This is a genomic window from Pseudomonas sp. J380 (assembly GCF_009827115.1).
In the GTDB taxonomy this organism is placed as follows: Bacteria; Pseudomonadota; Gammaproteobacteria; order Pseudomonadales; family Pseudomonadaceae; genus Aquipseudomonas; species Aquipseudomonas paracarnis.
Window position 1 is genome coordinate 3,673,011 of record NZ_CP043060.1, and the last position, 25,613, is coordinate 3,698,623.

24 protein-coding genes and 2 tRNA genes are annotated in these 25,613 nt (G+C 60.5%); 15 read left to right on the top strand and 11 right to left on the bottom strand.

All coding sequences use genetic code 11. The features are described from left to right. Positions 1–66: 66 nt before the first annotated feature. The 3 genes from FXO12_RS16625 to FXO12_RS16635 are packed head-to-tail and all read left to right on the top strand — an operon-like array spanning position 67 to position 3,482. Entirely contained in the window at positions 67–1,362 is a 1,296-nt protein-coding gene (locus FXO12_RS16625) for a murein hydrolase activator EnvC (protein ID WP_003187792.1), read from the top strand. Between the two features lie 30 nt (positions 1,363–1,392). Next, positions 1,393–2,706: a S41 family peptidase gene (locus tag FXO12_RS16630; protein WP_034125537.1), complete on the top strand. Its 1,314-nt coding sequence runs from the start codon at positions 1,393–1,395 to the stop codon at positions 2,704–2,706. Between the two features lie 2 nt (positions 2,707–2,708). Then, the gene (locus tag FXO12_RS16635) at positions 2,709–3,482 is read left to right on the top strand and encodes a divergent polysaccharide deacetylase family protein (protein WP_054919501.1); all 774 of its coding nucleotides are present in this window, start codon (positions 2,709–2,711) and stop codon (positions 3,480–3,482) included. 110 nt (positions 3,483–3,592) lie between these two features. Here the strand turns inward: FXO12_RS16635 and FXO12_RS16640 are convergent, their stop codons facing one another. From FXO12_RS16640 to FXO12_RS16670, 7 genes are all read right to left on the bottom strand, one after another. Then, positions 3,593–4,348, bottom strand: a complete 756-nt coding sequence (locus FXO12_RS16640; protein ID WP_057975377.1) for an ABC transporter substrate-binding protein — start codon at positions 4,346–4,348, stop codon at positions 3,593–3,595. A 66-nt stretch (positions 4,349–4,414) separates the two neighbouring features. Continuing rightward, a complete protein-coding gene (gene hisF / locus FXO12_RS16645) occupies positions 4,415–5,185 on the bottom strand; it encodes an imidazole glycerol phosphate synthase subunit HisF (protein WP_003187786.1) in 771 nt (256 codons plus the stop codon). A 9-nt stretch (positions 5,186–5,194) separates the two neighbouring features. Continuing rightward, positions 5,195–5,932 (bottom strand): 1-(5-phosphoribosyl)-5-[(5-phosphoribosylamino)methylideneamino]imidazole-4-carboxamide isomerase, encoded by a 738-nt coding sequence (hisA, locus tag FXO12_RS16650; protein ID WP_032894030.1) that lies wholly within the window; start codon positions 5,930–5,932, stop codon positions 5,195–5,197. 39 nt (positions 5,933–5,971) lie between these two features. Continuing rightward, a complete protein-coding gene (locus FXO12_RS16655; RefSeq protein WP_057975376.1) occupies positions 5,972–6,229 on the bottom strand; it encodes a DUF2164 domain-containing protein in 258 nt (85 codons plus the stop codon). Next, complete coding sequence (gene hisH / locus FXO12_RS16660) at positions 6,230–6,868, bottom strand: imidazole glycerol phosphate synthase subunit HisH (protein ID WP_054897551.1); 639 nt, start codon at positions 6,866–6,868, stop codon at positions 6,230–6,232. It abuts the gene before it with no gap. Beyond that, positions 6,868–7,464 (bottom strand): imidazoleglycerol-phosphate dehydratase HisB, encoded by a 597-nt coding sequence (gene hisB / locus FXO12_RS16665; protein WP_003187781.1) that lies wholly within the window; start codon positions 7,462–7,464, stop codon positions 6,868–6,870. Before hisB ends, hisH begins: the two co-directional genes overlap by 1 nt. A gap of 205 nt (positions 7,465–7,669) precedes the next feature. After that, positions 7,670–9,331, bottom strand: coding sequence for an OFA family MFS transporter (locus FXO12_RS16670; RefSeq protein ID WP_054897552.1), 1,662 nt, complete (start codon positions 9,329–9,331; stop codon positions 7,670–7,672). Between the two features lie 326 nt (positions 9,332–9,657). Between FXO12_RS16670 and FXO12_RS16675 the strand changes: the two genes are divergently transcribed. From FXO12_RS16675 to FXO12_RS16695, 5 genes are all read left to right on the top strand, one after another. Beyond that, positions 9,658–11,874, top strand: coding sequence for an AsmA family protein (locus FXO12_RS16675; protein WP_057975375.1), 2,217 nt, complete (start codon positions 9,658–9,660; stop codon positions 11,872–11,874). Beyond that, the gene (gene mutY / locus FXO12_RS16680) at positions 11,871–12,938 is read left to right on the top strand and encodes an A/G-specific adenine glycosylase (RefSeq protein ID WP_054897554.1); all 1,068 of its coding nucleotides are present in this window, start codon (positions 11,871–11,873) and stop codon (positions 12,936–12,938) included. Before FXO12_RS16675 ends, mutY begins: the two co-directional genes overlap by 4 nt. Further along, positions 12,935–13,207, top strand: coding sequence for an oxidative damage protection protein (locus FXO12_RS16685; RefSeq protein ID WP_034125530.1), 273 nt, complete (start codon positions 12,935–12,937; stop codon positions 13,205–13,207). The genes mutY and FXO12_RS16685 overlap by 4 nt, the downstream gene beginning before the upstream one ends. Before the next feature lie 103 nt (positions 13,208–13,310). Continuing rightward, positions 13,311–13,386 (top strand) — tRNA-Phe (locus FXO12_RS16690). A gap of 172 nt (positions 13,387–13,558) precedes the next feature. Further along, positions 13,559–14,230 carry a hypothetical protein gene (locus FXO12_RS16695; protein ID WP_034125529.1) on the top strand — a complete coding sequence of 224 codons (672 nt, stop codon included), beginning with the start codon at positions 13,559–13,561 and terminating at the stop codon, positions 14,228–14,230. A 36-nt stretch (positions 14,231–14,266) separates the two neighbouring features. Here FXO12_RS16695 and FXO12_RS16700 read toward each other — a convergent pair whose 3' ends face one another. Together FXO12_RS16700 and FXO12_RS16705 are read right to left on the bottom strand one after the other, a co-directional pair. After that, complete coding sequence (locus FXO12_RS16700; RefSeq protein WP_057975374.1) at positions 14,267–15,874, bottom strand: glycosyltransferase family 39 protein; 1,608 nt, start codon at positions 15,872–15,874, stop codon at positions 14,267–14,269. Between the two features lie 87 nt (positions 15,875–15,961). Next, entirely contained in the window at positions 15,962–16,927 is a 966-nt protein-coding gene (locus FXO12_RS16705) for an arsenic resistance protein (RefSeq protein WP_057975373.1), read from the bottom strand. A gap of 158 nt (positions 16,928–17,085) precedes the next feature. On the opposite strand from FXO12_RS16705, the gene FXO12_RS16710 reads away from it, so the two are divergent. Further along, the gene (locus FXO12_RS16710) at positions 17,086–17,499 is read left to right on the top strand and encodes a hypothetical protein (RefSeq protein ID WP_034125526.1); all 414 of its coding nucleotides are present in this window, start codon (positions 17,086–17,088) and stop codon (positions 17,497–17,499) included. Between the two features lie 242 nt (positions 17,500–17,741). Here the strand turns inward: FXO12_RS16710 and gabP are convergent, their stop codons facing one another. Continuing rightward, complete coding sequence (gabP, locus tag FXO12_RS16715; protein ID WP_057975372.1) at positions 17,742–19,133, bottom strand: GABA permease; 1,392 nt, start codon at positions 19,131–19,133, stop codon at positions 17,742–17,744. 555 nt (positions 19,134–19,688) lie between these two features. On the opposite strand from gabP, the gene FXO12_RS16720 reads away from it, so the two are divergent. The 5 genes from FXO12_RS16720 (at position 19,689) to FXO12_RS16740 (ending at position 23,894) form a co-directional block, all read left to right on the top strand. Continuing rightward, the gene (locus FXO12_RS16720) at positions 19,689–20,462 is read left to right on the top strand and encodes an ABC transporter ATP-binding protein (RefSeq protein WP_010213906.1); all 774 of its coding nucleotides are present in this window, start codon (positions 19,689–19,691) and stop codon (positions 20,460–20,462) included. A gap of 13 nt (positions 20,463–20,475) precedes the next feature. Continuing rightward, positions 20,476–21,228 carry an ABC transporter substrate-binding protein gene (locus tag FXO12_RS16725; protein ID WP_014716503.1) on the top strand — a complete coding sequence of 251 codons (753 nt, stop codon included), beginning with the start codon at positions 20,476–20,478 and terminating at the stop codon, positions 21,226–21,228. A gap of 74 nt (positions 21,229–21,302) precedes the next feature. Further along, a complete protein-coding gene (locus FXO12_RS16730) occupies positions 21,303–21,998 on the top strand; it encodes an ABC transporter permease (protein ID WP_005783890.1) in 696 nt (231 codons plus the stop codon). A 38-nt stretch (positions 21,999–22,036) separates the two neighbouring features. Then, positions 22,037–22,726 carry an ABC transporter permease gene (locus tag FXO12_RS16735; RefSeq protein ID WP_032803763.1) on the top strand — a complete coding sequence of 230 codons (690 nt, stop codon included), beginning with the start codon at positions 22,037–22,039 and terminating at the stop codon, positions 22,724–22,726. Next, positions 22,707–23,894: a methyltransferase gene (locus FXO12_RS16740; RefSeq protein ID WP_054919527.1), complete on the top strand. Its 1,188-nt coding sequence runs from the start codon at positions 22,707–22,709 to the stop codon at positions 23,892–23,894. The genes FXO12_RS16735 and FXO12_RS16740 overlap by 20 nt, the downstream gene beginning before the upstream one ends. A 241-nt stretch (positions 23,895–24,135) precedes the next feature. Here the strand turns inward: FXO12_RS16740 and bcsQ are convergent, their stop codons facing one another. Beyond that, positions 24,136–25,032: a cellulose biosynthesis protein BcsQ gene (bcsQ, locus tag FXO12_RS16745; RefSeq protein WP_054896622.1), complete on the bottom strand. Its 897-nt coding sequence runs from the start codon at positions 25,030–25,032 to the stop codon at positions 24,136–24,138. Between the two features lie 328 nt (positions 25,033–25,360). On the opposite strand from bcsQ, the gene FXO12_RS16750 reads away from it, so the two are divergent. Beyond that, positions 25,361–25,436, top strand: a tRNA-Thr gene (locus tag FXO12_RS16750). Positions 25,437–25,613 lie beyond the last annotated feature (177 nt).

Below are 25,613 nucleotides of genomic sequence, written 5' to 3' on the forward strand. Positions count from 1 at the left end.
GCGTTTTTTTTGCAGCGCTTGGCGGGCATACTAGGCCGTCCTTTTCCCCTGGTGTCGCCCGCCTCTATGCTTCGCGCCTTGATAACCCTTGCTCTTGTCTGCCTGCTCCAACCGGCGTTTGCCGATGAGCGCGCACAAACCCAACAACAGTTGGACGCTACGCGTCAGGACATTACCGAGCTGAAAAAGCTGCTCGGCAAGCTCCAGGAAGAAAAATCCGGGGTGCAGAAAGACCTGCGCGGCACGGAAACCGAAATGGGCAAGCTGGAGAAGCAGGTCCAGGAGCTACAAAAAGAACTAAAGAAGAGCGAGTCGGAACTGGAGCGACTCGACGCTGAGAAAAAAAAACTCCAGAGCGCACGCGTTGAACAGCAACGCCTGATCGCGATCCAGGCCCGTGCCGCGTACCAGAGCGGCCGCCAGGAGTACCTCAAGCTGCTGCTCAACCAGCAGAACCCGGAAAAATTCGCCCGTACCCTCACCTATTACGACTACCTGAGCCAGGCGCGCCTGGCGCAATTGAAGGGGTTTAACGAAACCCTGCGCCAATTGGCCAATGTCGAACAGGAAATCGCCGACCAGCAATCGCAGCTGCTCGACCAGAAAACTGCCCTCGACACCCAGCGCGACCAGCTCGATAAAGTACGCAAGGAACGCCAGCAGGCCCTGGCCAAGCTCAACAGCGACGTAAAAGCCCGCGACGCCAAGTTGCAGGCCCGCGAGCAAGACCAGGCCGACCTGGCCAAAGTCCTCAAGACCATTGAAGAAACCCTGGCCCGCCAGGCACGCGAGGCCGAAGAAGCGCGGCAAAAAGCGCTGATCGCCCAGCAGGAAGCCGAAAAAAAGCGTCAGCGTGAGGCCGAACTGGCTGCCACCACCGACGCTCCGGCCCCGCGCAAACCGGCGCGTGCAGCGCCTGGCCCGTTGGTTTCCAGCAGCGGCGAGTCGTTCGGCGGCCCTTTTGCTTCAGCACGAGGCAAACTTCCATGGCCGGTTGATGGTCGATTACTGGCACGCTTTGGGGAAACCCGTGGCGATGACACCCGCGCCAAGTGGGATGGCGTGATGATCAGCGCCTCTGCCGGCAGCCAGGTCCACGCGGTGCACGGTGGGCGCGTGGTGTTCGCCGATTGGTTGCGGGGCGCCGGCTTGCTGGTGATTCTTGACCACGGTAATGGCTATTTGAGCCTTTACGGCCACAATCAGACACTACTCAAGTCGGCAGGTGATGTTGTAAAAGCCGGTGAATCCATCTCCACTGTCGGTAACAGTGGCGGCCAGGACACCCCGGCGCTGTACTTCGCTATTCGTCAGCAGGGCCGCCCGAGCGACCCTGCACAATGGTGCCGGTCCCAAGGATAGGGTCGCATCTACATTAGGAGTTCGTTCGACATGCTGCATTTGTCCCGCCTCACTTCGCTGGCCCTGACGATCGCCCTGGTGATCGGCGCGCCTCTGGCTTTTGCCGACCAGGCCGCACCGGCTGCACCTGCCATGGCTGCGACGACCAAGGCGCCATTGCCGCTGGACGAGCTGCGCACCTTTGCCGAGGTCATGGACCGGATCAAGGCAGCGTATGTCGAACCCGTAGACGACAAGGCCCTGCTGGAAAATGCCATCAAGGGCATGCTCAGCAACCTCGACCCGCACTCCGCTTACCTGGGCCCGGAAGATTTCGCCGAGCTGCAGGAAAGCACCAGCGGTGAGTTCGGCGGCCTGGGCATCGAAGTGGGCTCCGAAGACGGCCAGATAAAAGTGGTCTCGCCTATCGACGACACCCCGGCGTCCAAGGCCGGCATCCAGGCCGGCGACCTGATCGTGAAGATCAACGGCCAGCCGACCCGTGGCCAGACCATGACCGAAGCCGTCGACAAGATGCGCGGCAAGCTCGGCCAGAAGATCACCCTGACCCTGGTACGCGACGGCGGCAACCCGTTTGACGTGACCCTGGCCCGTGCGACCATCACGGTCAAGAGCGTGAAAAGCCAGCTGCTGGAGTCGGGCTACGGCTATATCCGTATCACCCAGTTCCAGGTCAAGACCGGCGACGAAGTGGCCAAGGCCCTGGCCAAGCTGCGCAAGGACAACGGCAAGAAGCTCAACGGCATCGTGCTTGACCTGCGCAACAACCCAGGCGGCGTGTTGCAGTCGGCGGTCGAGGTGGTCGACCACTTCGTCACCAAGGGCCTGATCGTCTACACCAAGGGCCGTATCGCCAACTCCGAGTTGCGCTTCTCGGCCACCGGCAACGACCTCAGCGAGAACGTGCCACTGGCGGTATTGATCAACGGCGGCAGCGCCTCGGCCTCGGAAATCGTCGCCGGCGCCCTGCAAGACCTCAAGCGCGGTGTGCTGATGGGCACCACCAGCTTCGGCAAAGGCTCGGTGCAGACCGTATTGCCGCTGAACAACGACCGTGCACTGAAGATCACCACGGCGCTGTATTACACGCCGAACGGCCGCTCGATCCAGGCCCAGGGCATTGTGCCGGACATCGAAGTACGCCGCGCCAAGATCACCAACGAGATCGATGGCGAATACTACAAAGAGGCCGACCTGCAAGGCCACCTGGGCAATGGCAACGGCGGTGCCGACCAGCCAACCGGCAGCCGCGCCAAGGCCAAGCCGATGCCGCAGGACGATGACTACCAACTGGCCCAGGCGCTCAGCCTGCTCAAGGGCTTGAGCATCACCCGCAGCCGTTGATCATGCGTCTTGCCCTGATCTTCGCTGTGCTGTGCAGCCTGGCGGGGGTCGCTCAAGCGGCCACTGCCAGCGAACCGCACAAAGCCTACCTGACGCTTATCATCGACGACCTGGGGCAAAACCTGCCTCGGGATCGTCGCGTGCTTGCGCTACCCGGCCCGGTGACCGCCGCCATCATGCCGGACACGCCCCACGCCGCCGAATTTGCCCGTGAGGCCCACAAGGCTGGCAAGATCGTGATCCTGCACATGCCCATGGACCCGGCCACCGGCCCATTCGCCTGGCACCCGGAGCTGTCCATCGAAGAACTGGGCAAGCGCCTGGACGCGGCATTTGAAGCCGTGCCCTGCACCGCCGGCATCAACAACCACATGGGCAGCCGCATGACCGCACAACCGGCAGCGATGGCCTGGCTGATGGGTGAGTTGCAACGGCGTCACAAGTTCTTCGTCGACAGCCGCACCAGTGCGCAAACCGTCGCCGCCGCCGAGGCGCAGAAGATCGGTTTGGCCCATGTGTCGCGGGATGTATTTCTCGATGACGAACGCACCGAGGCGGCGATTACCACGCAACTGCAGACCGCGATCAAACTGGCGCACAAGCAGGGTTCGGCAGTCATGATCGGGCATCCTTACCCACAGACGCTGGCGGTGCTGGAGCGCGAGTTGCCCAAGCTCAAGGCGCAGGGCGTGGAGTGGATCGATATCAAGTTGATGATCAGCGTGCGCAGTAATCGGGCGATGGCCGGGCATGGCAAGAACGGCATCTATCGCTGACAGTCACTGTGGCGAGGGAGCTTGCTCCCGCTGGAGTGCGAAGCGCTCCCACGATTTTAGGGCCGCTACGCAGCCCAGCGGGAGCAAGCTCCCTCGCCACAACAGCTCACTTACAGATATTGCGCCATGATTTCGTCTATACGGCCGCTGTTGCGTAACTCATCCAGCGCGGCCTGGAGCCTGGCCACCAGCTCATCCGGCACGTCCTTGTTCAACGCCAGGTAAAGCTGCGCGCTGTTGAAGCGCAATACCGTCTTGAGCCCGTTCACCCCCACCTGCCGCGCCAGGTAACGCCCAGCAGGGTCGCCTGTGGCCCAGAGGTCGATCTGGCCTTCCATAAGCTTTTGCGCATTATCCTGGTCACGCAGGGCGACTATCGGCTTGAGCCCCTGCTTGTCCAGGCTTTCGGCAATGGCATCGCCTTTGTAGGCGCCAATCTTGTAGCGGCGCGCTTGCTCCAGATTTTCCAACTCAATCTTGCTGTCTGCCTTGGCCAGCAACACCCAATCGTCCGGGCCGATAGGGCCGACCCATTTGAACAAGACTTCACGATCTGGCAACCGCGCCATCACAAACACGCCGTAACCTGGCTGTTCCAGGGCGAGCTTGTAGATTCGCTCCCAAGGAAAACGCAGAGTGAGGTTGTAGGAAATGCCAGCGCGCGTGAAGGTTTCGCGCACGATGTCCACGGCAATGCCTTCGATGTTCTCGTCCTTGGCGAAGTTCTTGCCGTTTTTCGCCATGTTGTAGGGCGGGAAATTTTCCGTCAGCAACACCAGGGAGGCGTCAGACGGTTGTTCGGCGTGTGCCGTAGCCACCATGAACATGGAGGAACTGGCGAGGGCGAGCAGCAGGTGTTTGAACATGAAGGCTACCGGAATCCATGGCAAGCGCAGAGAGTGCCGCGAGCCTGCCATGGTGTCCAGCAGCGTTTAGCGCACGACGATACCGCGCGCTGCCATGTAGGCCTTGGCCTCGGGCACGGTGTATTCGCCAAAGTGGAAAATACTCGCCGCCAGCACCGCGCTGGCGTGGCCTTCAAGCACGCCATCGGCCAGGTGTTGCAGGTTGCCGACGCCGCCCGACGCGATCACCGGGATGCCCAGTGCATCGCTGATGGCGCGGGTGACGCCCAGGTCGAAACCGTTTTTCATGCCGTCCTGGTCCATGCTGGTCAGCAGGATCTCACCGGCGCCCAGGCCTTCCATCTTCATCGCCCACTCCACCGCGTCCAGCCCGGTAGGCTTGCGCCCGCCGTGGGTGAAGATCTCCCAGCGCGGGGTTTCGCCCGGGCCGGAGACCTTCTTGGCGTCGATAGCCACCACGATGCATTGCGAACCGAAGTGCTGCGCGGCTTCGCCGACAAACTCGGGGTTGAACACCGCGGCGGTGTTGATCGAGACCTTGTCCGCACCGGCATTGAGCAGGTTGCGGATGTCTTGCACTGTGCGCACGCCGCCGCCCACGGTCAGCGGGATAAACACCTGGCTGGCCATGCGCTCGACGGTATGCAGCGTGGTATCGCGGCCATCGACGCTGGCGGTGATGTCGAGAAAGGTAATCTCGTCGGCACCTTGCTCATCGTAGCGACGGGCAATTTCCACCGGGTCGCCGGCGTCACGGATGTTCTCGAACTTGACGCCCTTGACCACGCGACCGTTGTCGACGTCCAGGCAAGGGATGATGCGTTTGGCCAGCGCCATGGTCAGTCCTCAGCCGTTGTAGGCGTCGCAGTAAGCCTGGGCTTCGGCGACGTCCAGAGTGCCTTCATAGATCGCACGGCCGGTGATGGCGCCGATGATCCCAGGCGCCTTGGCGTCCAGCAGCGACTTGATGTCGCCCAGGTTGTGGATGCCGCCGGAAGCGATCACCGGAATCTTGGTGGCCGCTGCCAGGGCTGCGGTGAAGGGTACGTTGCAGCCCTGCATCATGCCGTCTTTGGCGATGTCGGTATAAACGATGGCGGACACGCCGTCGGCTTCGAACTGCTTGGCCAGGTCGATCACTTGCACGGTGCTGATTTCAGCCCAGCCGTCGGTGGCGACGAAGCCGTCCTTGGCATCCAGGCCGACGATCACCTTGCCCGGGAAAGCGCGGCAGGCTTCGGCGACGAAGGCTGGGTCTTTCACGGCCTTGGTGCCGATGATCACGTAGCTCACGCCCGCTTTCACGTAGTGCTCGATGGTCTCCAGGGAGCGGATACCGCCGCCGATCTGGATCGGCAGGGTCGGGTAGCGCTTGGCGATGGCGGTGACCACCTCGCCATTGACCGGCTGGCCTTCGAAGGCGCCGTTCAGGTCCACCAGATGCAGACGACGGCAGCCCCCTTCTACCCATTTGGCAGCCATGCTCACCGGGTCATCGGAGAACACGGTGGAATCTTCCATGCGGCCTTGGCGCAGGCGGACACAAGCGCCGTCCTTGAGATCGATAGCGGGGATAATCAGCATCTGGCAAACCTTATTCGATATTCAGCAATGCTTGGGAAATCAGGGTTTCTCAAGCGACCACAAGTCGCTTTCGATGCTTTCGAACCTTTCTTTAAGGAGCGTCTGCGTGTCGAAAATCGCCCTGTTGTAATAATGCGGCGCCACTTCGGTGGTGAACAGCTCAAGAATTTCGGCGACCTCGAACGAGCCCAGCTTGAGCTCGAAGCGGTCTTCCATGAACTGCTTGATCTTGTCGGTAGCCTCACGCTCCTGCTCGGGCGCGAGGTTCAAGATCGGCGGCTTCGGCTTCCTGGCCATTTACCAGCGACCATCCCACGCGGCGAAGTTCTGCAGCAATTGCAGGCCATGGGTATGGCTTTTCTCCGGGTGAAACTGCACGGCAAAGCGCGAACCATCGGCCAGTGCGGCGGCAAAATCGACGCCGTAATGCCCGCCACCCACCACCTGGCGCGGGTTACCGGCGGCGATGTAGTAGCTGTGCACGAAGTAGAAACGCGCCATGTCCGGGATGTCATGCCACAGCGGATGGTCGACGGTGCGGCGCACTTCGTTCCAGCCCATGTGCGGGACTTTGAGGTGCTCGCCATCTTCATGCAGGTCTTTGCCGAAGAACTTCACCTGCCCTGGAAACAGGCCAATGCAGTCGACACCGCCGTTCTCTTCACTGCTGTCGAGCAAGGCTTGCATGCCCACGCAGATACCGAGGAAGGGGCGGTCCTGGCTGACTTCGCGCACCAGGCTATCAAAGCCCAGGCGACGGATCTCGGCCATGCAATCGCGAATCGCGCCGACGCCGGGGAACACCACACGGTCGGCTTCGCGAATCACGTTGGCATCGCTGGTGATCAGCACCTTGCCAGCGCCTACATGCTCAAGGGCCTTGGCCACCGAGTGCAGGTTACCCATGCCGTAATCGATAACCGCGACCGTCTGCATTACAGGACGCCCTTGGTCGACGGCATTTGCCCGCCCATGCGCTCATCGACTTCCACGGCCATGCGCAGTGCGCGGCCGAAAGCCTTGAACACGGTTTCGATCTGGTGGTGAGTGTTGGTGCCGCGCAGGTTGTCGATGTGCAGGCTGACCAGTGCGTGGTTGACAAAGCCCTGGAAGAATTCCTGGAACAGGTCGACGTCAAAGCCACGGCCCACGTTAGCGCGGGTGTACGGCACGTGCATCTGCAAACCCGGGCGACCGGAGAAGTCGATGACCACACGGGACAGCGCTTCATCCAACGGGACATAGGCATGGCCGTAGCGACGGATGCCTTTTTTGTCGCCGATAGCCTTGGCAAACGCCTGGCCGAGAGTGATGCCCACGTCTTCCACCATGTGGTGGTCGTCGATATGCAGGTCGCCTTTGCCGACGATATCCAGGTCGATCAGCCCGTGACGGGCGATCTGGTCCAGCATGTGCTCAAGAAAAGGTACACCGATATCAAATCGGGCCTTTCCGGTGCCATCCAGGTTGATCGAGGCTTTGATCTGGGTTTCCAGAGTGTCGCGCTCGACAGATGCCTTACGTTCGGCCATCACCAGCTCCGCAAAATCATTGGGCGAAAAAGGCAGCCATTATAGGGGCGCAGGCGCTAAACAGAAACAACGAAGGGGATAAGACTGACGAGTTGGAGCGAGGAATGTCGGGGATAGACATGTGCATACATGTGAGCATGGGCTTATGTGGGAGCTCCCACACAAGCCCGGCCCCACAGGAGCCGGGCCCACCCTTATTGCGGTGTCAGTGGAACAGTACCGCCGTCTTCTGCAGGGTCACCCACACACCCCACGCCAACGGAATACCCACTACCAGCCACGCAGCAATCGCCAGCGGCTTGCTGGCGGCGGAGGCCTTCCATTCCAGCACAGTGCTCGCATCAGCACCTTTGTCATGGCCCAGCGCCTGTTCGGCGGCAAGTTCTGCGTCGGTCATGAAGTACTTGTCGGCCACCGGGCGCACCAGCAGGTTGCAGATGAAGCCCAGCACCAGCAGGCCGGCGAGGATGTACAAGGTGATGTCGTAGGCCGCGGCGCGTTCAACGCCGATGCTCAACTGGTATTCACGCAGGTAGTTCACCAGCACCGGGCCCAATACGCCCGCAGCGGCCCAGGCGGTCAACAGGCGACCGTGGATCGCGCCAACCATCTGAGTGCCGAACAAGTCCGCCAGGTAGGCCGGAACCGTGGCAAAACCACCGCCGTACATCGACAGAATGATGCAGAACGCGGCCACGAACAGCGCCACGTTACCCAGGTGCCCCAGGTTCGGGATCAGCGCGTACAGGGCAAAGCCCAGGGCGAAGAACACAAAATAGGTGTTTTTACGCCCCAGGTAGTCGGAGAACGACGCCCAGAAGAACCGGCCACCGATGTTGAACAGGCTCAACAGGCCGGTAAAACCAGCGGCAATGGCTGCAATGGAGGCCAACTGGCCCGCATCCAATTGACCAAATGGCACATCAACACCCAGCAACTTGCCGCCGAACACTTCCTGCAGCAGTGGCGAAGCCATGCCCAGGATGCCGATACCGGCCGACACGTTCAGGCACAGCACCAGCCATACCAGGCGGAACTGCGGGGTTTTCCACGCGACATTCACATGCACATGGCGGTGAGTGATCATCGCATTGCTGGCTTTTTTCGCCGGAGCAGTCCAACCCTCAGGCTTCCAGCCGGTTGGCGGCACGCGATACAGCAGTGCGCCACCGATCATGAACACGAAGTAAATCGCCGCCATGACCACAAAGCTCTGCCATACACCGACGCTGGTCGGTGAAGAGAAATGGCCCATCAGCGCCGCGGCCAAAGGTGCACCCACCATCGCGCCGCCGCCAAAGCCCATGATCGCCATGCCGGTCGCCATGCCGCGTTTGTCCGGGAACCACTTGATCAAGGTCGAAACGGGCGAGATATAGCCCAGGCCCAGGCCAATACCGCCAATGACCCCGGAGCCGATCCACATCAGCCAGATCTGGTGGGTATAGATACCCAAGGCGGAGATCAGCAGGCCACCACACCAGCACAGCGCCGAGACAACACCAGCCTTACGCGGCCCGGCGTGTTCCAGCCAGCCGCCCCAGATTGCTGCGGAGCAGCCCAGGAAGATGAAGAACAGGGTATAGATCCAGCCCAGCATGGAGATGGGCCAGTCGCATTGGGACGAAAAGACTTGGGCGATAAAGCTCATGTCCGGCGCGCAGGCCACAGGTGCGGTGATGCCCAGCGCCTTGGACAAGGGCAGCCAGAACACCGAGAAGCCGTAGGCCATGCCGATGCACAAGTGGATGGCCAGTGCGGCCGGTGGAACCAGCCAGCGGTTGAAGCCCGGCTTGGCGATGATGCGCTCCTTGGACAGGAACGCAGGCTGTGCGGCGGCATTGCCGGCCACAGTGCTAGTGCTCATTGGTGTTTCCCCCAGTTATTGGTATGCGTCCGTCAGGCGCTCTCTCCCTCGGCCTTGCACGCAAAGCGTGGCCGTTTTGTTGAGTGAAGCTCCCTTTTAGGCGCGACGTTAAGTCGCAGAAGGCGGACGAACGTGCAGAGATTAGCACCAGTGGATGACGGAAAAATCAAACTGCCACTACCTTTTTTCGATTATCTGTATTTTCTTGACGTCAAAATCCCATTTCCGCACCGGTGGATACAATGTAACGATCCGTGAACTGACGCCGGCCTTCGGGCGTTATACTCTGCGGCTAAATTTTGAAATCGACATACAAGGACTCGCCCATGAAAGCGTTCGGCAAAATCCTGGGTCTGGTACTTCTCGGGCTGTTGCTGATCATTGTGGCGCTCGGCTTTGCCCTGACCCACCTTTTCGATCCCAACGACTACAAAGAAGAAATTCGCCAGATAGCCCGCGACAAGGCCCACATCGAGCTGACGCTCAATGGCGATATCGGCTGGAGCCTGTTCCCCTGGCTGGGCCTGGAGCTTCATGAAGCCAGCGTCGCAACCCTGACCGCACCGACTCAACCGTTTGCCGACTTGCAGATGCTCGGCCTCTCGGTGCGCGTACTGCCACTGCTGCGCCGCGAAGTACAAATGAGCGATGTGCGTGTCGAGGGCTTGAACCTGCGCCTGAACCGCGATAAGCAAGGCCACGGCAACTGGGAAGACATCGGCAAGAACCTGCCCGACGAAACCGCCGGTGCCCCCGCTCCCGCGCCGGTCGAACCGGTGGCTGAAACCAAGCCGGAAAAACCGCCGCAGCCGATCCGCCTGGACATCGACAGCCTGACCATCAACAACGCCCGCGTCGAATACACCGATGAACAGACCGGCAAGCAATTGAGTGCCGAAAGTATCCAGTTGAGTGCCGGTGCCATCCACGAAGGCGCCAGCATCCCGCTGAAACTCACGGCGTTCCTGGGTAGCAACCAGCCGCTGATGCGGGTCAAGACTGAGCTGAACGGCAACTTGCGCATCCAGCGCGCGCTCAAGCGTTATCAGTTCGAAGACATGCGCTTGAGTGGCGAAGCCACCGGTGAGCCGTTGCAAGGCAAGACCGTGAGCTTCTCCACCCAGGGCCAACTGCTGGTGGACTTGGCGGCCAACGTCGCCGAATGGACCAACCTGAAACTGGCGGCCAACCAACTGCGCGCCCTGGGGGAACTGAAGGCCAATGACCTGGACAAAACCCCGCAGATCAGCGGCGCCCTGTCGGTTGCCCAGTTTGACCTGGCCAAGTTTCTTGAGAGCGTCGGCCACCCACTGCCTGCCATGGCCCCAGGCAGCCTGAGCAAGGTCGAACTGGTGAGCCGCCTCAAGGGCACGCCCACCAGCGTCGCCCTGGAAGACTTGAACCTGAAGCTCGATGCCAGCACCTTCACCGGCCGCGTCGCCGTGGATGACTTCGCCAAGCAGTCACTGCGTGTGCAGCTCAAGGGCGATACCTTCAATGCCGACAATTACCTGCCGGCCAAATCCGAAGCCGCCAAAGGCGCAACCGCCGCACGCCAGGCCGAAGTACAGAGCAGCGAAGCCGGCGCCATGGCGGCAGGCGGCAGTACACCATTGCCGGAGGCGCCAACCAAAGGTGCCTGGAGCAACGACAAACTGCTGCCGCTGACGCGCCTGCGCAGCCTGGACGTGAATGCAGACCTGGCCTTTGGCGAACTGACCCTGAGCCAGTTGCCCATTCAGAACGCGGTGCTCAAAGCCTCCGGCATTGACGGGCAACTCAAGCTCGACACCCTTAGCGGCGGTCTCTACAACGGCACGTTCCAGGCCAACGGCACACTCGACGTACGCCAGGACACGCCAGTGCTGGCCCTGCAAAGCCACATCAAGCAGGTGCCCGTTGAGCGCATCCTGCAGGCCCAAGGGAAAAACCCGCCGGTCAAAGGCCAGCTCACCCTCGACAGTAACCTCACCGGCCGCGGCAACAGCCAGAAGGCCTTGATCGACAGCCTCAACGGCACCACCAGCATCGTGATCAACAACGGTGTGCTGCTCAATGCCAACATCGAGCAGCAACTGTGTACCGGCATCGCCCTGCTCAACCGCAAGACCCTGAGCGCCACACCAGGCGGCAAGGACACGCCCTTCCAGGAACTGCGCGGCAACCTCACGTTCCGTAACGGCGTGGCCAGCAACCCCGACCTGAAAGTACGCATTCCTGGCCTGACGCTCAACGGCAACGGTGATGTGGATTTACGCGTGCTGGGCATGGACTACCGCGTCGGCATCATCGTCGAAGGCGACAAGCGCGACGTGCCGGACCCGGCCTGCCAGGTCGGCGCCAACTTCCAGGGCATTGAGGTGCCACTGCGCTGCCGAGGCCCGCTTGAGCTTGGCGCCAAGGCCTGCCGCCTGGACAAGGACGGCCTGGGCCAGGTCGCCCTCAAGGCTGCCGGCAACCGCCTCAACGAGAAGCTGGAAGAGAAACTCGACAAGGTTAACCCCAAGCTCAAAGACGCATTGAAAGGCTTGTTCAACCGATGAGAACCGAGCAGTTTTCACAAGCGGTGCTGGACTGGTACGACCGCCATGGCCGCCACGACCTGCCTTGGCAACAGGGCATCACCCCTTACCGGGTGTGGGTGTCGGAGATCATGCTGCAACAGACACAGGTCAGCACCGTGCTCAACTACTTCGACCGCTTCATGGCCTCCCTGCCAACCGTCGAAGCCCTGGCCGCTGCGCCGGAAGATGAAGTGCTGCACCTGTGGACGGGCCTGGGCTACTACACCCGGGCGCGCAACCTGCAGAAGACCGCCAGGATCGTGGTGGCCGAACACGGCGGCGAATTCCCCCGCGACGTGGAAAAGCTCACCGAGCTGCCGGGCATCGGCCTGTCCACCGCTGGCGCGATTGCCAGCCTGAGCATGGGCCTGCGCGCGCCGATCCTCGACGGCAACGTCAAACGCGTGCTGGCGCGCTTTACCGCGCAAGAGGGTTACCCGGGCGAGCCCAAGGTCGCCAAACAGCTGTGGGCCACCGCAGAGCGCTTCACACCCTTTGAGCGCGTCAACGCCTACACCCAGGCCATGATGGACATGGGCGCCACCCTGTGCACCCGCAGCAAACCCAGTTGCCTGCTGTGCCCGCTGGAAAAAGGCTGCGAAGCTCACATGCTGGGCCTGGAAACACGCTACCCGATCCCGAAGCCGCGCAAGACCATCCCGCAAAAGCGCACGCTGATGCCCATGCTGGCCAACGCCGAGGGCGCGATCCTGCTTTACCGTCGCCCGTCTACGGGCTTGTGGGGCGGCTTGTGGAGCTTGCCGGAGCTGGACGACCTGCAAGACCTGGATCACCTCGCCAACCAGCACGCGCTGGCGCTGGGCAAGCATCAGGAACTGCCCGGGCTGGTCCACACCTTCAGCCACTTCCAGCTGGCCATCGAACCCTGGCTGGTCCAGGTCGAGGAAACCGCCCATCACGTGGCCGAGGCCGACTGGCTCTGGTATAACCTCGCCACCCCGCCGCGCCTGGGCCTTGCCGCCCCGGTGAAAAAACTGCTGAAGCGCGCGGCCGACGTATTGAACGCAGGAGTTTCGTCATGACCCGCACCATCATGTGCCGCAAGTACAAAGAAGAACTGCCAGCCCTGGAGCGCCCTCCGTACCCAGGTGCCAAGGGCCAGGACATCTACGAGCACGTCTCCGCCAAAGCCTGGGGCGACTGGTTGAAACACCAGACCCTGCTGATCAACGAAAAACGCCTGAACATGATGAACGCCGAAGACCGTAAATACCTGGCCGGCGAAATGGACAAGTTCTTTTCCGGCGAGGAATACGCCAAGGCCGACGGCTACGTGCCGCCTGCTCAATAATTGATCAAAAACCAGGGTCTGCACGTAAGCGACGGTAATAATTAAATATTTTTTGAAAACTTGCTTGACGACCCCCTGAAAAACCCGTTTAATGCGCCCCGTTGCCCAGATAGCTCAGTCGGTAGAGCAGGGGATTGAAAATCCCCGTGTCGGCGGTTCGATTCCGTCTCTGGGCACCAAAATACCGAGAAACCCCAAGGAACAATGCGTTCCTTGGGGTTTTTTATTGCCTGCGATTTAATGCGACTCACGCATTTACGGACACGATGTCGCAGCAGGACGATTGAGGGTTATTTTTGGCTGGACTCAATCGTTCAGCCTTTACCCAAATCTCAGTTGTAAGGTTTTTTCATGACCCGCTTCTTGCTTTGCACCCTGTTACTACTGACCGCCCTGCTCAGTGGGTGTGCCACGCAGCTGGACGTAGCGATCAACGCGACGCCTGATCCCGACTATCACTTCGACCGGCAGGCAACCGTGCTGGTGACCTCCACTGGCGGAAGTGATGAAAACTCACTCAATGCTCGCTACTACCTGCGTGACATGGTCCGCGCCATGCAGGACCAGGGCTTTCGCAATGTCTTCACCGACACCACCCTGCCCAAGAACCACGCGCCGATCAAAATGACCGTCACCCTGGACGTCGACAGCAAGCAGGTGACGTATCGCTATACCGCCACCGAATACGGGCAGGTGGCAAAAAGCACCACCACTCAATGCAAGAAGAACAAGAAAAAGACCGACCAACTGACCTGCACCAGCACTCCAAACACCTCCTACGGCCCGGTAGGGACCTCGGAGCGCACCGGCTACACCACGCTCACCACCTTCCGGGTCACCGCTCGTGATGAAGTGAGCAGGCGCGCTGTCTACCTGCTAAGGGCGTCGTCCTATAACGACGACTGCCAAGCCGCCAAGGTCGAAGCCTTCCTGGTACAGCAGGGTTTGCAGAATCTGAATTTCCAGGACCGCGTGCAGCGCAATTACACGGTCACGATGCCTGAAAGCTTCCGCTGCAAATAATCATCTGCTCGACAGGCCCTTGGCTCAAGGGCCTCCTTACTTGAGCAAGAACACCATCAACGGGTTGTCATTCAAGCGCCCTTGATAGCTCGGCGCCAAGTTCTCCACCGGCGACCCCTTCAACAGCGCGGTCTCCTTGCGCGACACGATCACCCAGGAGGGCCGGGGCAGCGCCGCCAACTTCTCAAGCTCGTGACGCCCGACAAACAGCGGCTGTTCATCGTGATCCAGGTTCATCATGTAGCGCACCGCCCAGGTATCCCGGGCCAGATCGACAAACACCAAGGGACCTGGCTGCGCCTGGCGCAACGCCTCCACCTGGCTGACAAACCGCCGGGTGTCGAATTGCAGGTCCTTGGCCGGCTCTATCACTGTCACAAGCAACAGCCATTGCGCCACCAGCGCGATCAGACTGAGCCACACCAACCGCCATGCTCGCCGCCAGGCAATCAACGCTGCGGCTTGCAGCACCACCAGCACGCCGATCATCAACGGCAAGGAAATCTCCGGCCAGTAGCCCTGTTTCTGCCAGGCGTGTCGACACACAAACAACACAACCACGCACAACGCCGGCAGCGCCGCGACCAGCCATTCATAGCAACGGCGCACACCCACCAGCCAGCCTTGCGCGTGAAGCAGCCCATAGGCAGCGACAGCCGCAAACATCGGCACCATCGGCAGAATGTAATAAGCGCGCTTGAAATGCGGTACCGACAGGCCGAGCAGAATCATCAAGCCGCAGCCCCCGAACCGCACCAGCAATTGCAGGTGCTCATTGGCCCAACGCTCGGGCCAGCGATGGCGCAACGCAAACAGGGTCGCAAACGCCAGCGGCACCACCGGGAAGTAGCGGTACAAGCTCAGTTGGAAATAAAAGTAAAACGGCTCACCCGACTCATCCAGACGCCCGCCGACTTGCATCTTGAAGACTTCATCGGCAAACGCATCGCCACCACTGAACCGCGCAAGCTTCATCAGCAGCCACCAGCACGCGGCGAGCAACACCAGGCCGACAATGCCGTGGATCAACACCTGCCGGACACGCTCCCCCGGCTTGCTCAGTGCCCAATACACACACACCACCGCGCAGACTTCAATCAACCCCAGCGGCCCACGTATGGCGAAACCCAGGATGAACAGCGGGAACACCGCCAGTTGCCTCAGCCGCGACCCAAGGCGTTCGCCGGTGTGCAGCAGGTAGAAACTGCCCACGCATAACAATGCAACCATCTGGTCCAGGCACACCGAGCGCGACTTCTCGAGCAACTGGGCGGTGAGCAGCGTGAGCAGCACCGTCAGCAGCGACCAGGCACGGCTGTAGGGCGCCAGCAGGCGATACATCAGCGCGATCACCCCCGCCGACGCGAGCGCTGTGGGCAGCACATTCGCCAAGTGGTTCGGCGCGTCAAACAAGCGCGCGAATAGATAACTGAAGAAGGTCGCGGTGCCGGGGTAATCCGCATAGGGCTGGCCGTAGGTGGTGGGGAAAAGACTCGCGCCATGGCGATACATTTCCTGCAGGAACAGCGCCCAACGCCCGTCAAAACCCTGGGGCTGCTGATCCCAGATACCTACTGTGAACAACAAGAGAGCGACCAGGAAAATACCCAGTGACTCCAGGCGAAAACGGTTGCGGTGATCCATCGGGTGACCTGTCAGGTGGGAAGCGCTGGCGTATGGTGCCGAACGCGCCCCTGAATGGCGCCTGAACAGACCTGAACATTCACGCGGTTACCGACTGGTGGGCCACACCACTGCCGGGATCAGGCGAACGTAGAGCAGTTCGGCAACCAGCTCGATCAGGGTCTGCAGGATCACCACCGTTGCGGCCAAACCGCGCACATCCTCCGGCAGGGCCAGCGCCAATGGCAAAACCACCAGCGAATTACGCGTCGACGCACTGAACGTCACCGCCCGCGCCGTCACCGCTGGCAGTGCGAACAGCCGCGCAGCCCCAATGCCCATCAACGGTGCCAACAGTACAAATGCCACGTAGATTGGAATGACCGGCAACAACAAGTTGATATCTCGCACCACCGCAGTGATGTGCGAAGCGAGCACGACAAACAACACCAGCGCCATCGCCGGCACCGGCAACCACGCCCAGGCGCTGCTCCAAAGACCGATAGCGCTCGAACGCCGCGCAAGCGCGCTGGTGAGGACAGCCAGAAGCATCGGCACCACAATCAACCCCACGAACGCCTCTACAAATGGCCCCGCCGCTACCACCACGCTGGATTGCTCGCCCAACATCAGCCCCAGGTATACCGGCAACAGCAGCAGTTGCAGCAAAAGCAACAGCGGGGTTGCCGCCAGCATCGAACGCGAATCGCCCTTGCCGATATGGGTAAACACCACCACGTAGTCGATACAGGGCGTCAGCAACACCAGCAGAGCGCCCACCAGCAACGCCGGACGCTCCACCAGGCCGCGGGTCAACCCCCACACCAGCAAAGGCACCAGAATGAAATTGGCCAGCAGCAAGGCCGCCATGAATCGCTTGTTGCCCAAGCCTTGGCGCAGCTCAAGAAAGGGTATCTGCAAAAACATCGCATACATCAGCACGGCGATGGCAGGTGTCACCCAAAGGCTGAAGCCCTGCGCCGACAAGGGCCAGAACAGGCCAAACGTGACGGCCACAAAGACGGCAACAAAGTAGATCGGGACCTGATGGTGTTCCAGGGTGTCACGGGTCATGGGCGGGCTCTGGTGGGTCAATAGACTGTCAGCCTAAGTACCCGCGCAGATAAGGTCGAGCACTACAGCAATCATTGCCGCCCGAGAAACCCTTGGGATTTACCCCAACCTGCGCTTCAATACACCCTCCAGACCAGACCCCCAAGGACGTTGAGCCCATGGCCTCGCCAAACAAGCAGCAAAAACGCGCCCACCGGGCAAAAGCCAAGGCCAAGCAAAACCGCACCCAGCGCGCCGTGGCGCACAAGCCGGATGCTTTTGCTGGCGACGACAGCCGCATCGACCTTGAGTCGGTGGATTTGACTGAACTGTTCGTCGAAATGCGTGCCGCTGGCGAGATCAGCCAGCAGGCGCTGTGTGCGGTGTTCCTGGCGCACCCGTTGCTGGCGCTGGTGCTGGAGCAGGAAGGCGAAGAAGAAGCGACCGACTTTATCCTGGCGGCGCTGATCGAGTATCGGCAGTGGGCGACGGACAGCGATGACGAAGCCGCGGCGTTAGCGTGGATTGAGTCGCCGCAGTTCCAGGCCGATTATGTGGCGGCGTCCCAGGCGCTGGCCAACGCCCCCGACTGACACAAAATAAAAAGTGTGGGAGCGGGCTTGCCCTAATGCCAGTCAGTTAAGAGCTCAAGCAGACAACCAGTGACTTGTGGCGAGGGAGCTTGCTCCCGCTGGACTGCGTAGCAGTCCCATTTTTGGGGCCGCTTCGCGCCCCAGCGGGAGCAAGCTCCCTCGCCACAGTTACCGATTCTGTCTTAACTGACTGGCAAGCCCGGCTCCCACATTGTTGCGCGGTGCACTACCACCGTCTCTCGTCAGCTAAGCGCCGCAGCCCCCACTCTTTGGGCCTTGCGACGGCTCGCCACCACCAACCCCGCCAATACCACCAGCAAGCTCAGAACCCCGGTGGCGATGATCTCGACCCGGTGCGCTTCCTGGAACAGCATGATGGTCAACGTACCGACGATAAACACCATTACCGCGTACGTCAGGCCTGGGAACAGCCACATCTTGAAGACGATCTTCTCGCCCGCTGCCGCACGCTTCTGGCGCATGCGCAGTTGCGACACGGCAATCACCAGGTACACCAGCAACGCAATGGCGCCGGAGCTGGCCAGCAGGAATTCGAACACCGCCGCCGGAGCGACGTAGTTGGCGAATACCGCCAGGAACGCGGCGCCGGTAGACAGCAACACCGCCCAGTAAGGTGTGCCGCTCTTGTTGGTGCGCTTGGCCAAGGCCGGTGCGTCACCGCGACGGCCCAGGGAGAACAGCATGCGCGACGCGGTGTACAGCGCCGAGTTGAGGCAGCTGGTCACGGCAACCAGCACCACCAGGTCGACAATCAGCTTGGCGTTCGGAATGCCCATGCGCTCCAGCACGGTCTGGTAGGAGCCTACGGCAGCCAGGGTCGGATCGTTCCAAGGCACCAGGGACACCACGATGAAGATCGACAACAGGTAGAACAAACCAATCCGCCAGATCACCGAGTTGGTGGCCTTGGTGATTTGCTGGCCCGGGTTCTTCGATTCGGCTGCGGCGATGGTGACAATCTCGGTGCCCATGAACGAGAACATGGTGGTCAGGATCGCCGCCAATACGGCACCCATGCCGTTGGGCATGAACCCTTGGGTATCGAACAGGTGCGAAACACCGCTGACCTGGCTGGTGGGCAAGAAGCCGAAGATCGCGGCCAGGCCGAGGATCACAAAGCCCACGATCGCTACGACCTTGATCAGCGCAAACCAGAACTCGAACTCGCCGTAGTTCTTCACGCTGAACAAGTTGGTTGCGGTGAGCAGCAAGGTAATGACCAGGGTGAACACCCAGATCGCCACGTCGGGGAACCAGGCGTGCAGGATGGTCGCCGCCGCGTTGGCTTCCAGCGGAATCACCAGCACCCAGAACCACCAGTAGAGCCAGCCAATGGTGAAACCGGCCCAGTGGCCGATTGCCCGGTCGGCATAGGTAGAGAACGAACCGGTATCCGGTGACGCAACGGCCATCTCGGCCAGCATGCGCATCACCAGGACTACCAGCGTACCGGCGGCTGCATAGGCCAACAGCACAGCCGGGCCGGCAGCAGCGATCGCATGGCCGGAGCCGACAAACAAACCGGCGCCGATGACACCGGCAATCGACAGCATGGTGACGTGACGCGGTTTGAGCCCCTGTTCGAGGTCATTGGAGCTTTGCGTACTACTCATTGACACACCTTTGCGAGGAATTGCGAAAACGGTTCGCCCGGCTTGCAGCCTTTCTCGTGAAAAGAATCCAACAGAGCGTTCTTTATTTTTTACGCAAGATTTGCGCCAAAATATTTCAGAACCACAGTTGGCGGGGGCTGTAGGACAATTCACTACTCATCGCAAGTCATTGAGAACAATGGCATTCCGCTATAGCGTTACCGTGCGACTCACATTCGTGGCATTGCGACGCACCAAAAACACACACAAAAAGTACGTGACGCCCCATAACCGGGCTGATATGGACCGTTTGCCCGGTTAACCCTTCCAACACCCGGCCAAAGCTGGCACCATCGCGCCCTTTTTTACGCGAAGCCTGTGGATCTTTCCGGGTCAAACGTCTGTAGGTTGTTGATGGCGCGACACACTGCTGCGCCGATGCGACACCCTGCCGCAGACCACCGGTTAACCGTCCGCAGCGCTGTTGGCTGTCATCCAAACGCTATGCTAGCTTGGCGCCTCGCCAGGAAGGCGGCCCAACAGCGAAGATCGCAACGAACACAATGAGGACCGCACATGGCCGAGGCCACGCCCGCGCTTGAAATCCGCAACTTGCATAAACGCTATGGTGAGCTTGAGGTACTCAAAGGTATCTCGCTGACCGCTCGCGACGGCGATGTGATCTCGATCCTGGGTTCCTCCGGTTCCGGCAAGTCCACCTTCCTGCGCTGCATCAACCTGCTGGAAAACCCGCACCAGGGCCAGATCCTGGTGGCCGGCGAAGAACTCAAGCTAAAGGCCGCGAAAAACGGCGAACTGATGGCCGCCGACGGCAAGCAGATCAACCGCCTGCGCAGCGAAATCGGGTTTGTGTTTCAAAACTTTAACCTGTGGCCGCACATGAGCATCCTCGACAACATCATCGAGGCTCCTCGGCGCGTGCTCGGCCAGAGCAAGGCCGAAGCGATAGAAGTGGCCGAGGCCCTGTTGGCCAAGGTTGGTATCGCCGACAAGCGCCACGCCTACCCTGCGCAACTCTCTGGCGGCCAACAACAACGCGCAGCGATTGCGCGTACCCTGGCGATGCAGCCTAAAGTCATCCTGTTCGACGAACCGACGTCGGCGCTTGACCCGGAAATGGTCCAGGAAGTACTTAATGTGATCCGCGCGCTGGCCGAAGAAGGCCGCACCATGCTGCTGGTCACCCACGAAATGGGCTTCGCCCGCCAGGTATCCAGCGAAGTGGTGTTTTTGCACCAGGGCCTGGTCGAAGAGCAAGGATCGCCACAGCAGGTATTTGAAAACCCGCTTTCGGCGCGCTGCAAACAATTCATGTCCAGCAACCGCTAACGGAGCAACATGCATGCAGACCTATAAGAAATTCCTTCTGGCCGCGGCCGTCTCGATGGCATTCAGCGCCACGGCCATGGCAGAAACCTTGAAGATGGGGATCGAAGCGGCCTACCCGCCGTTCAACAATAAAGACGCCAGCGGCAACGTTGTCGGCTTCGACAAGGACATCGGCGACGCCCTGTGCGCCAAGATGAAAGTCGAGAAGTGCGAAGTGTATGTGTCCGACTGGGACGGCATCATCCCTGCCCTGAACGCCAAGAAGTTCGACTTCCTGGTGTCCTCGCTGTCGATCACCGACGAGCGCAAGCAGGCGGTTGACTTCACCGACCCGTACTACTCCAACAAGCTGCAGTTCATTGCGCCCAAAGCCACTGCGGACTTCAAGACCGACGCCACTTACCTCAAAGGCAAGGTGATCGGTGCACAGCGCGCAACGCTGGCCGGTACCTACCTGGAAGACAAGCTGCCGGACACCGAAGCCAAGCTCTACGACACGCAGGAAAACGCCTACCTCGACCTGACCTCCGGTCGCCTCGACGGCATCCTGGCTGACAAGTACGTGCAGTACGAATGGCTCAAGAGCAAAGACGGTTCGGCCTATGAATTCAAAGGCGACCCGGTGGTAGAAAGCGACAAGATTGGTATCGCCGTACGCAAAGGCGACCCGCTGCGCGAGCGCCTGAACAAAGCCCTGGCAGAGATCAAGGCAGACGGCACCTACAAGAAGATCAACGACAAGTACTTCCCGTTCAGCATCGAATGATCTGAACGGCCTGCCCGGCGCGCTCCTGCGAGCGCGCTGGCTTTTAGCAATGCCTGCCGCGATATGAAAACACCATGAATTTCGATCTCTACGGATTCGGCCCGGCCCTTGCCGCCGGCGCGCTGATGACCGTCAAACTGGCGCTCACGGCCCTGTGCCTGGGGCTGGTGCTCGGCCTTGCCGGCGCCTTGGCCAAGACCTCCCCGTACAAGCCACTGCAATGGCTGGGCGGTGCGTATTCGACCATCGTTCGCGGTATTCCCGAATTACTGTGGGTGCTGCTGATTTACTTTGGCACCGTCAACCTGATGCGTGCGCTCGGTGAGTTCTTCGGCAACCCCGACCTGTCGCTGAGTGCCTTCGCCGCCGGCGTCATCGCCCTGGGCCTGTGCTTCGGCGCCTATGCAACGGAAGTGTTCCGCGGCGCGATCCTCGCCATTCCCAAGGGCCACCGCGAAGCCGGTGTGGCGTTGGGGCTGTCGAAGTTTCGGATTTTCACCCGGCTGATCATGCCGCAGATGTGGCGCATCGCCCTGCCGGGCCTGGGTAACCTGTTCATGATCCTGATGAAAGACACCGCGCTGGTGTCGGTGATCGGCCTGGAAGAAATCATGCGCCACGCGCAGATCGGCGTGACCGTGACCAAGCAACCCTTCACCTTCTTCATGGTCGCCGCCTTCATGTACCTGGGCCTGACCGTACTGGCGATGACCAGCATGCACTTCCTGGAAAAACGCGCCGCCCGCGGCTTTGCAAGGAGCACCCAATGAGCGGCGACTACAGCTGGCTATCGCACTTTGACCTGGGCCTGAACTGGGCAGTGATCATCAAGTGGCTGCCGAAGTTGGCCCAGGGCGCAACCCTGACCCTGGAGCTGGTGGCAATCGCCGTGATCGCCGGCCTGCTGCTGGCGATCCCTCTGGGCATCGCCCGCTCTTCGCGCCGCTGGTACGTGAGCGCCCTGCCCTACGGCTATATTTTCTTCTTCCGTGGCACGCCGCTGCTGGTGCAGTTGTTCCTGGTGTATTACGGCCTGGCGCAGTTCGACGCCGTGCGCAACAGCTTCATGTGGCCGTACCTGCGAGACCCGTTCTGGTGCGCCACCGCCACCATGACCCTGCACACCGCCGCCTACATTGCCGAGATCCTGCGCGGTGCGATCCAGGCCATTCCGCCGGGCGAAATCGAAGCAGCGCGGGCCCTGGGCATGTCCAAGCCCAAGACGCTGTTCTACATTATCCTGCCACGCGCCTCGCGCATCGGCCTGCCGGCCTACAGCAACGAAGTGATCCTGATGCTCAAGGCCAGCGCCCTGGCCAGTACCGTGACCCTGCTGGAACTGACCGGCATGGCGCGCACCATCATTGCTCGCACTTACCTGCCGGTGGAGATTTTCTTCGCTGCAGGGTTGTTCTACCTGCTGATGGCCTACGTGCTGGTGCGCGGCTTCAAACTGCTGGAAAAATGGCTGCGCGTCGATGCATGCCAAGGACGTTGAGGCACGCTTCCAGGCACTGGATGCGTTCCTGACCGAACACCAAGGGCTGTGGCGACCACGGCCCTTTACTCAGTTGCAGTTGCCCTGGGAAACCGAGCATCCCGAGTTATCCCAGTGGCTGCGCAAGCGTTCGCTGGCCGAAGCTGAAGCCAGTCACAACCAACCCCACGACCTGCCCGCGCCCACACCTTTTCCACAGCTGGCCGCTCACGCGCTGCGCCTCGCTACTGTGGATAAGTTCCCCACGCACACCCTTGAGCCCGCTCGCCATCGTTTGAATGTCGACGTGCCAGGGCGCAAATGGCAACAGATCGAAGCCTTCGGCGCCGCACTGACTTTTACCCAAACGCCTGCCCACTGGCTGGACTGGTGCGCCGGCAAAGGCCACCTAGGCCGCCGCCTGCTGCAACCCGGCCAACGGTTGACTTGCCTGGAATATGACCCCGCCCTGATCGCCTCCGGCCAAGCCTTGAGTGATCGCCACGACCTGCCCGCAATCCATCATCTGCAAGACGTGATGGCGGATGTCGCGATCCAGCCCGAACACACGCCGGTCGCCCTGCATGCCTGCGGCGACCTGCATGTGCGCCTGCTGCAACTGGCCAGCGCCGCCGGCTGCAAACAACTGGCCCTGGCGCCCTGCTGCTACAACCGCATCACCGCCGACCGTTATCAAGCCCTCTCCGCCGCCGGGCGTGCCTCCTTGCTGCAACTGTCGATTGAGGACCTGGGCCTGCCACTGAGCGAAACCGTCACCGCCGGCAACCGTGTACGCCAACAACGGGACACATCCATGGCCCGCCGCCTGGGCTTTGACCAACTGCAACGGCAACTGCGTGGCTGCGACGACTACCTGCCAACACCTTCCCTGCCTGCCAGTTGGCTGGATAAACCCTTTGCCGACTATTGCCAGGAACTGGCAAGCCTCAAGGGCTTATCCACAGGCGAGCAGAACTGGCCAGCCCTGGAAGCCCACGGCTGGCAACGCCTGGCAGAGGTGCGCAACCTTGAGTTAGTGAGAGGCTTGTTTCGACGCCCATTGGAACTGTGGTTGGTATTGGACCGGGCACTGTTCATGGTGGAACAGGGCTACAACGTCGAGGTCGGCAGCTTCTGCGAACCATCGTTGACCCCTCGCAACCTGATGGTGCTGGCCGAGCGCGAATAAAGGGCAAAAAATCCTACAAACGCCCTGTGGATAACTCTGTTGATGAATACTTTGCAGAGGCCCTAGATATCGGCACTTCACACCCAAAGCTGGCCTGGTTATTTTTTGTTCACAAAATAAAGTGCACACAAAACAGGCAGTTGCCGCGTGCTGAGAACTGCTGCACAAAATGGCTGTTTCGTGACACCCGTTACCAACCGATTGTGCATAAGCATCTGGCGCCACGCGAATAACGGGCGCTTTATGCGGTCTGTTTTGGCGCCTTCAGCCACAGGCAAACCTCGTTGATATCATCACTGGCCAGCCGTTTCGCCACGTTATCCAGTGGGTCGGATGAGTAGGCCAACGCCTCATTGATGGCCATATCGCGATGAACTTCCAACGGCTCTTTGCCCAAGCGATGCTTGAACGCCTCGACCATGTCCAGGCTGAAGGGGTTGCTCTCATCCACCTGGTTAATCACCACCTGCACAACCGGCGGGCGCTCGCCCTCAAGGTGCGGAGCGAGCAGCAGGTCCAGATGATCCAGGGTCCCAAGGCAAGCAGCGTCCGCCTGCACGATGACCAGCACCACATCGGCAACGCTCAACGCTTGATGGAAATAGACGTTATTACCCGCGGGCGTATCGATGATCACCGTGTGCCGCTCGCTGAGCCCCAGGCACCCAAGACGCTGCGCCAGCCAACCGGGCTCCTGCTTGAGCCAGCGCTCGAGGCTTTCCTGCTGCTGGATATCGATATCGCCGAACGTCATCACCTGGCAACCGGCAAAGCCCAACTGCTGCAAGGGCGCCCATTGCCCATGCTCCAGACTGGTGCGGCCGATTCCGGGCAAGGTGGAACTGACCCCAAAGTGATGATGCAAGGCATTCTGCGGGTCCAGGTCCAGCGCCACCACCGACTCGCCCAGGCGCTGCAACCCACTGCTCAAGGCCGTGACCAGCGTGCTGCGGCCCACACCGCCATTGATAGACACCAACGCCACTATTTTAGGGCGCAGCTCCGGGGCATTGAGGGGCTGTTGGTAAATACTTTCGTCAGGAACACTGCCGAAAAAGTGCATTCTTGCATTGATGCCGTCGGCATCATGGGTAACGTCTTTGCCAAACAACGCCAGAATTTCTTTGCTTAGGCTCATAGCCTGCTCCTCACGACGCAGCTTAAAGACGTGAAGGTCAGCAAGTGCGGGCACTTGCCGCAGGTCTTTTTATAGGCGCCCTTGTTGGGGGCATTCTGTGACAAAGGATTGAAAGTGTCATTATTTTGCTGTTTTTATGCTCGATTTTTTAGATGGACGGTAGATAGTCAATTTAATGGCTTTTCAGCGTGTGTTTTTCCACAGGCTTGCAACCTGTGAAAACGAGCCCAAGACAGCCTAATCGCAAGAAACCTCCGACTTTGCAAAAATAGTCAGAATTCAGGGGTTTACAGAACCTTTCCAATCGCTATAATCGTCGCCCTAACACGCCGGTATAGCTCAGTTGGTAGAGCAACTGACTTGTAATCAGTAGGTCCCGGGTTCGACTCCTGGTGCCGGCACCATACAAGGTTCCAAAGAAAGCTTTCAAAATCTCTGGAACCCCCGAAAAACCCGCCTTCTGGCGGGTTTTTTCGTTTTGACATTCCGTCGGATTCCGCCAAAATCTTATGGATACCAGCCGAAAACCACCTCGATTTTCACGGGCAATCGTCCGCCCTGCCCGCCCATCCTTCATCAGC

Bases quoted from the DNA above. Each gene is read 5' to 3' on its own strand.
- FXO12_RS16625 (WP_003187792.1), top strand. From the start codon at position 67: ATGCTTCGCGCCTTGATAACCCTTGCTCTTGTCTGCCTGCTCCAACCG.
- FXO12_RS16630 (WP_034125537.1), top strand. From the start codon at position 1,393: ATGCTGCATTTGTCCCGCCTCACTTCGCTGGCCCTGACGATCGCCCTG.
- FXO12_RS16635 (WP_054919501.1), top strand. From the start codon at position 2,709: ATGCGTCTTGCCCTGATCTTCGCTGTGCTGTGCAGCCTGGCGGGGGTC.
- FXO12_RS16640 (WP_057975377.1), bottom strand. From the start codon at position 4,348: ATGTTCAAACACCTGCTGCTCGCCCTCGCCAGTTCCTCCATGTTCATG.
- hisF (WP_003187786.1), bottom strand. From the start codon at position 5,185: ATGGCGCTGGCCAAACGCATCATCCCTTGCCTGGACGTCGACAACGGT.
- hisA (WP_032894030.1), bottom strand. From the start codon at position 5,932: ATGCTGATTATCCCCGCTATCGATCTCAAGGACGGCGCTTGTGTCCGC.
- FXO12_RS16655 (WP_057975376.1), bottom strand. From the start codon at position 6,229: ATGGCCAGGAAGCCGAAGCCGCCGATCTTGAACCTCGCGCCCGAGCAG.
- hisH (WP_054897551.1), bottom strand. From the start codon at position 6,868: ATGCAGACGGTCGCGGTTATCGATTACGGCATGGGTAACCTGCACTCG.
- hisB (WP_003187781.1), bottom strand. From the start codon at position 7,464: ATGGCCGAACGTAAGGCATCTGTCGAGCGCGACACTCTGGAAACCCAG.
- FXO12_RS16670 (WP_054897552.1), bottom strand. From the start codon at position 9,331: ATGAGCACTAGCACTGTGGCCGGCAATGCCGCCGCACAGCCTGCGTTC.
- FXO12_RS16675 (WP_057975375.1), top strand. From the start codon at position 9,658: ATGAAAGCGTTCGGCAAAATCCTGGGTCTGGTACTTCTCGGGCTGTTG.
- mutY (WP_054897554.1), top strand. From the start codon at position 11,871: ATGAGAACCGAGCAGTTTTCACAAGCGGTGCTGGACTGGTACGACCGC.
- FXO12_RS16685 (WP_034125530.1), top strand. From the start codon at position 12,935: ATGACCCGCACCATCATGTGCCGCAAGTACAAAGAAGAACTGCCAGCC.
- FXO12_RS16695 (WP_034125529.1), top strand. From the start codon at position 13,559: ATGACCCGCTTCTTGCTTTGCACCCTGTTACTACTGACCGCCCTGCTC.
- FXO12_RS16700 (WP_057975374.1), bottom strand. From the start codon at position 15,874: ATGGATCACCGCAACCGTTTTCGCCTGGAGTCACTGGGTATTTTCCTG.
- FXO12_RS16705 (WP_057975373.1), bottom strand. From the start codon at position 16,927: ATGACCCGTGACACCCTGGAACACCATCAGGTCCCGATCTACTTTGTT.
- FXO12_RS16710 (WP_034125526.1), top strand. From the start codon at position 17,086: ATGGCCTCGCCAAACAAGCAGCAAAAACGCGCCCACCGGGCAAAAGCC.
- gabP (WP_057975372.1), bottom strand. From the start codon at position 19,133: ATGAGTAGTACGCAAAGCTCCAATGACCTCGAACAGGGGCTCAAACCG.
- FXO12_RS16720 (WP_010213906.1), top strand. From the start codon at position 19,689: ATGGCCGAGGCCACGCCCGCGCTTGAAATCCGCAACTTGCATAAACGC.
- FXO12_RS16725 (WP_014716503.1), top strand. From the start codon at position 20,476: ATGCAGACCTATAAGAAATTCCTTCTGGCCGCGGCCGTCTCGATGGCA.
- FXO12_RS16730 (WP_005783890.1), top strand. From the start codon at position 21,303: ATGAATTTCGATCTCTACGGATTCGGCCCGGCCCTTGCCGCCGGCGCG.
- FXO12_RS16740 (WP_054919527.1), top strand. From the start codon at position 22,707: ATGCATGCCAAGGACGTTGAGGCACGCTTCCAGGCACTGGATGCGTTC.
- bcsQ (WP_054896622.1), bottom strand. From the start codon at position 25,032: ATGAGCCTAAGCAAAGAAATTCTGGCGTTGTTTGGCAAAGACGTTACC.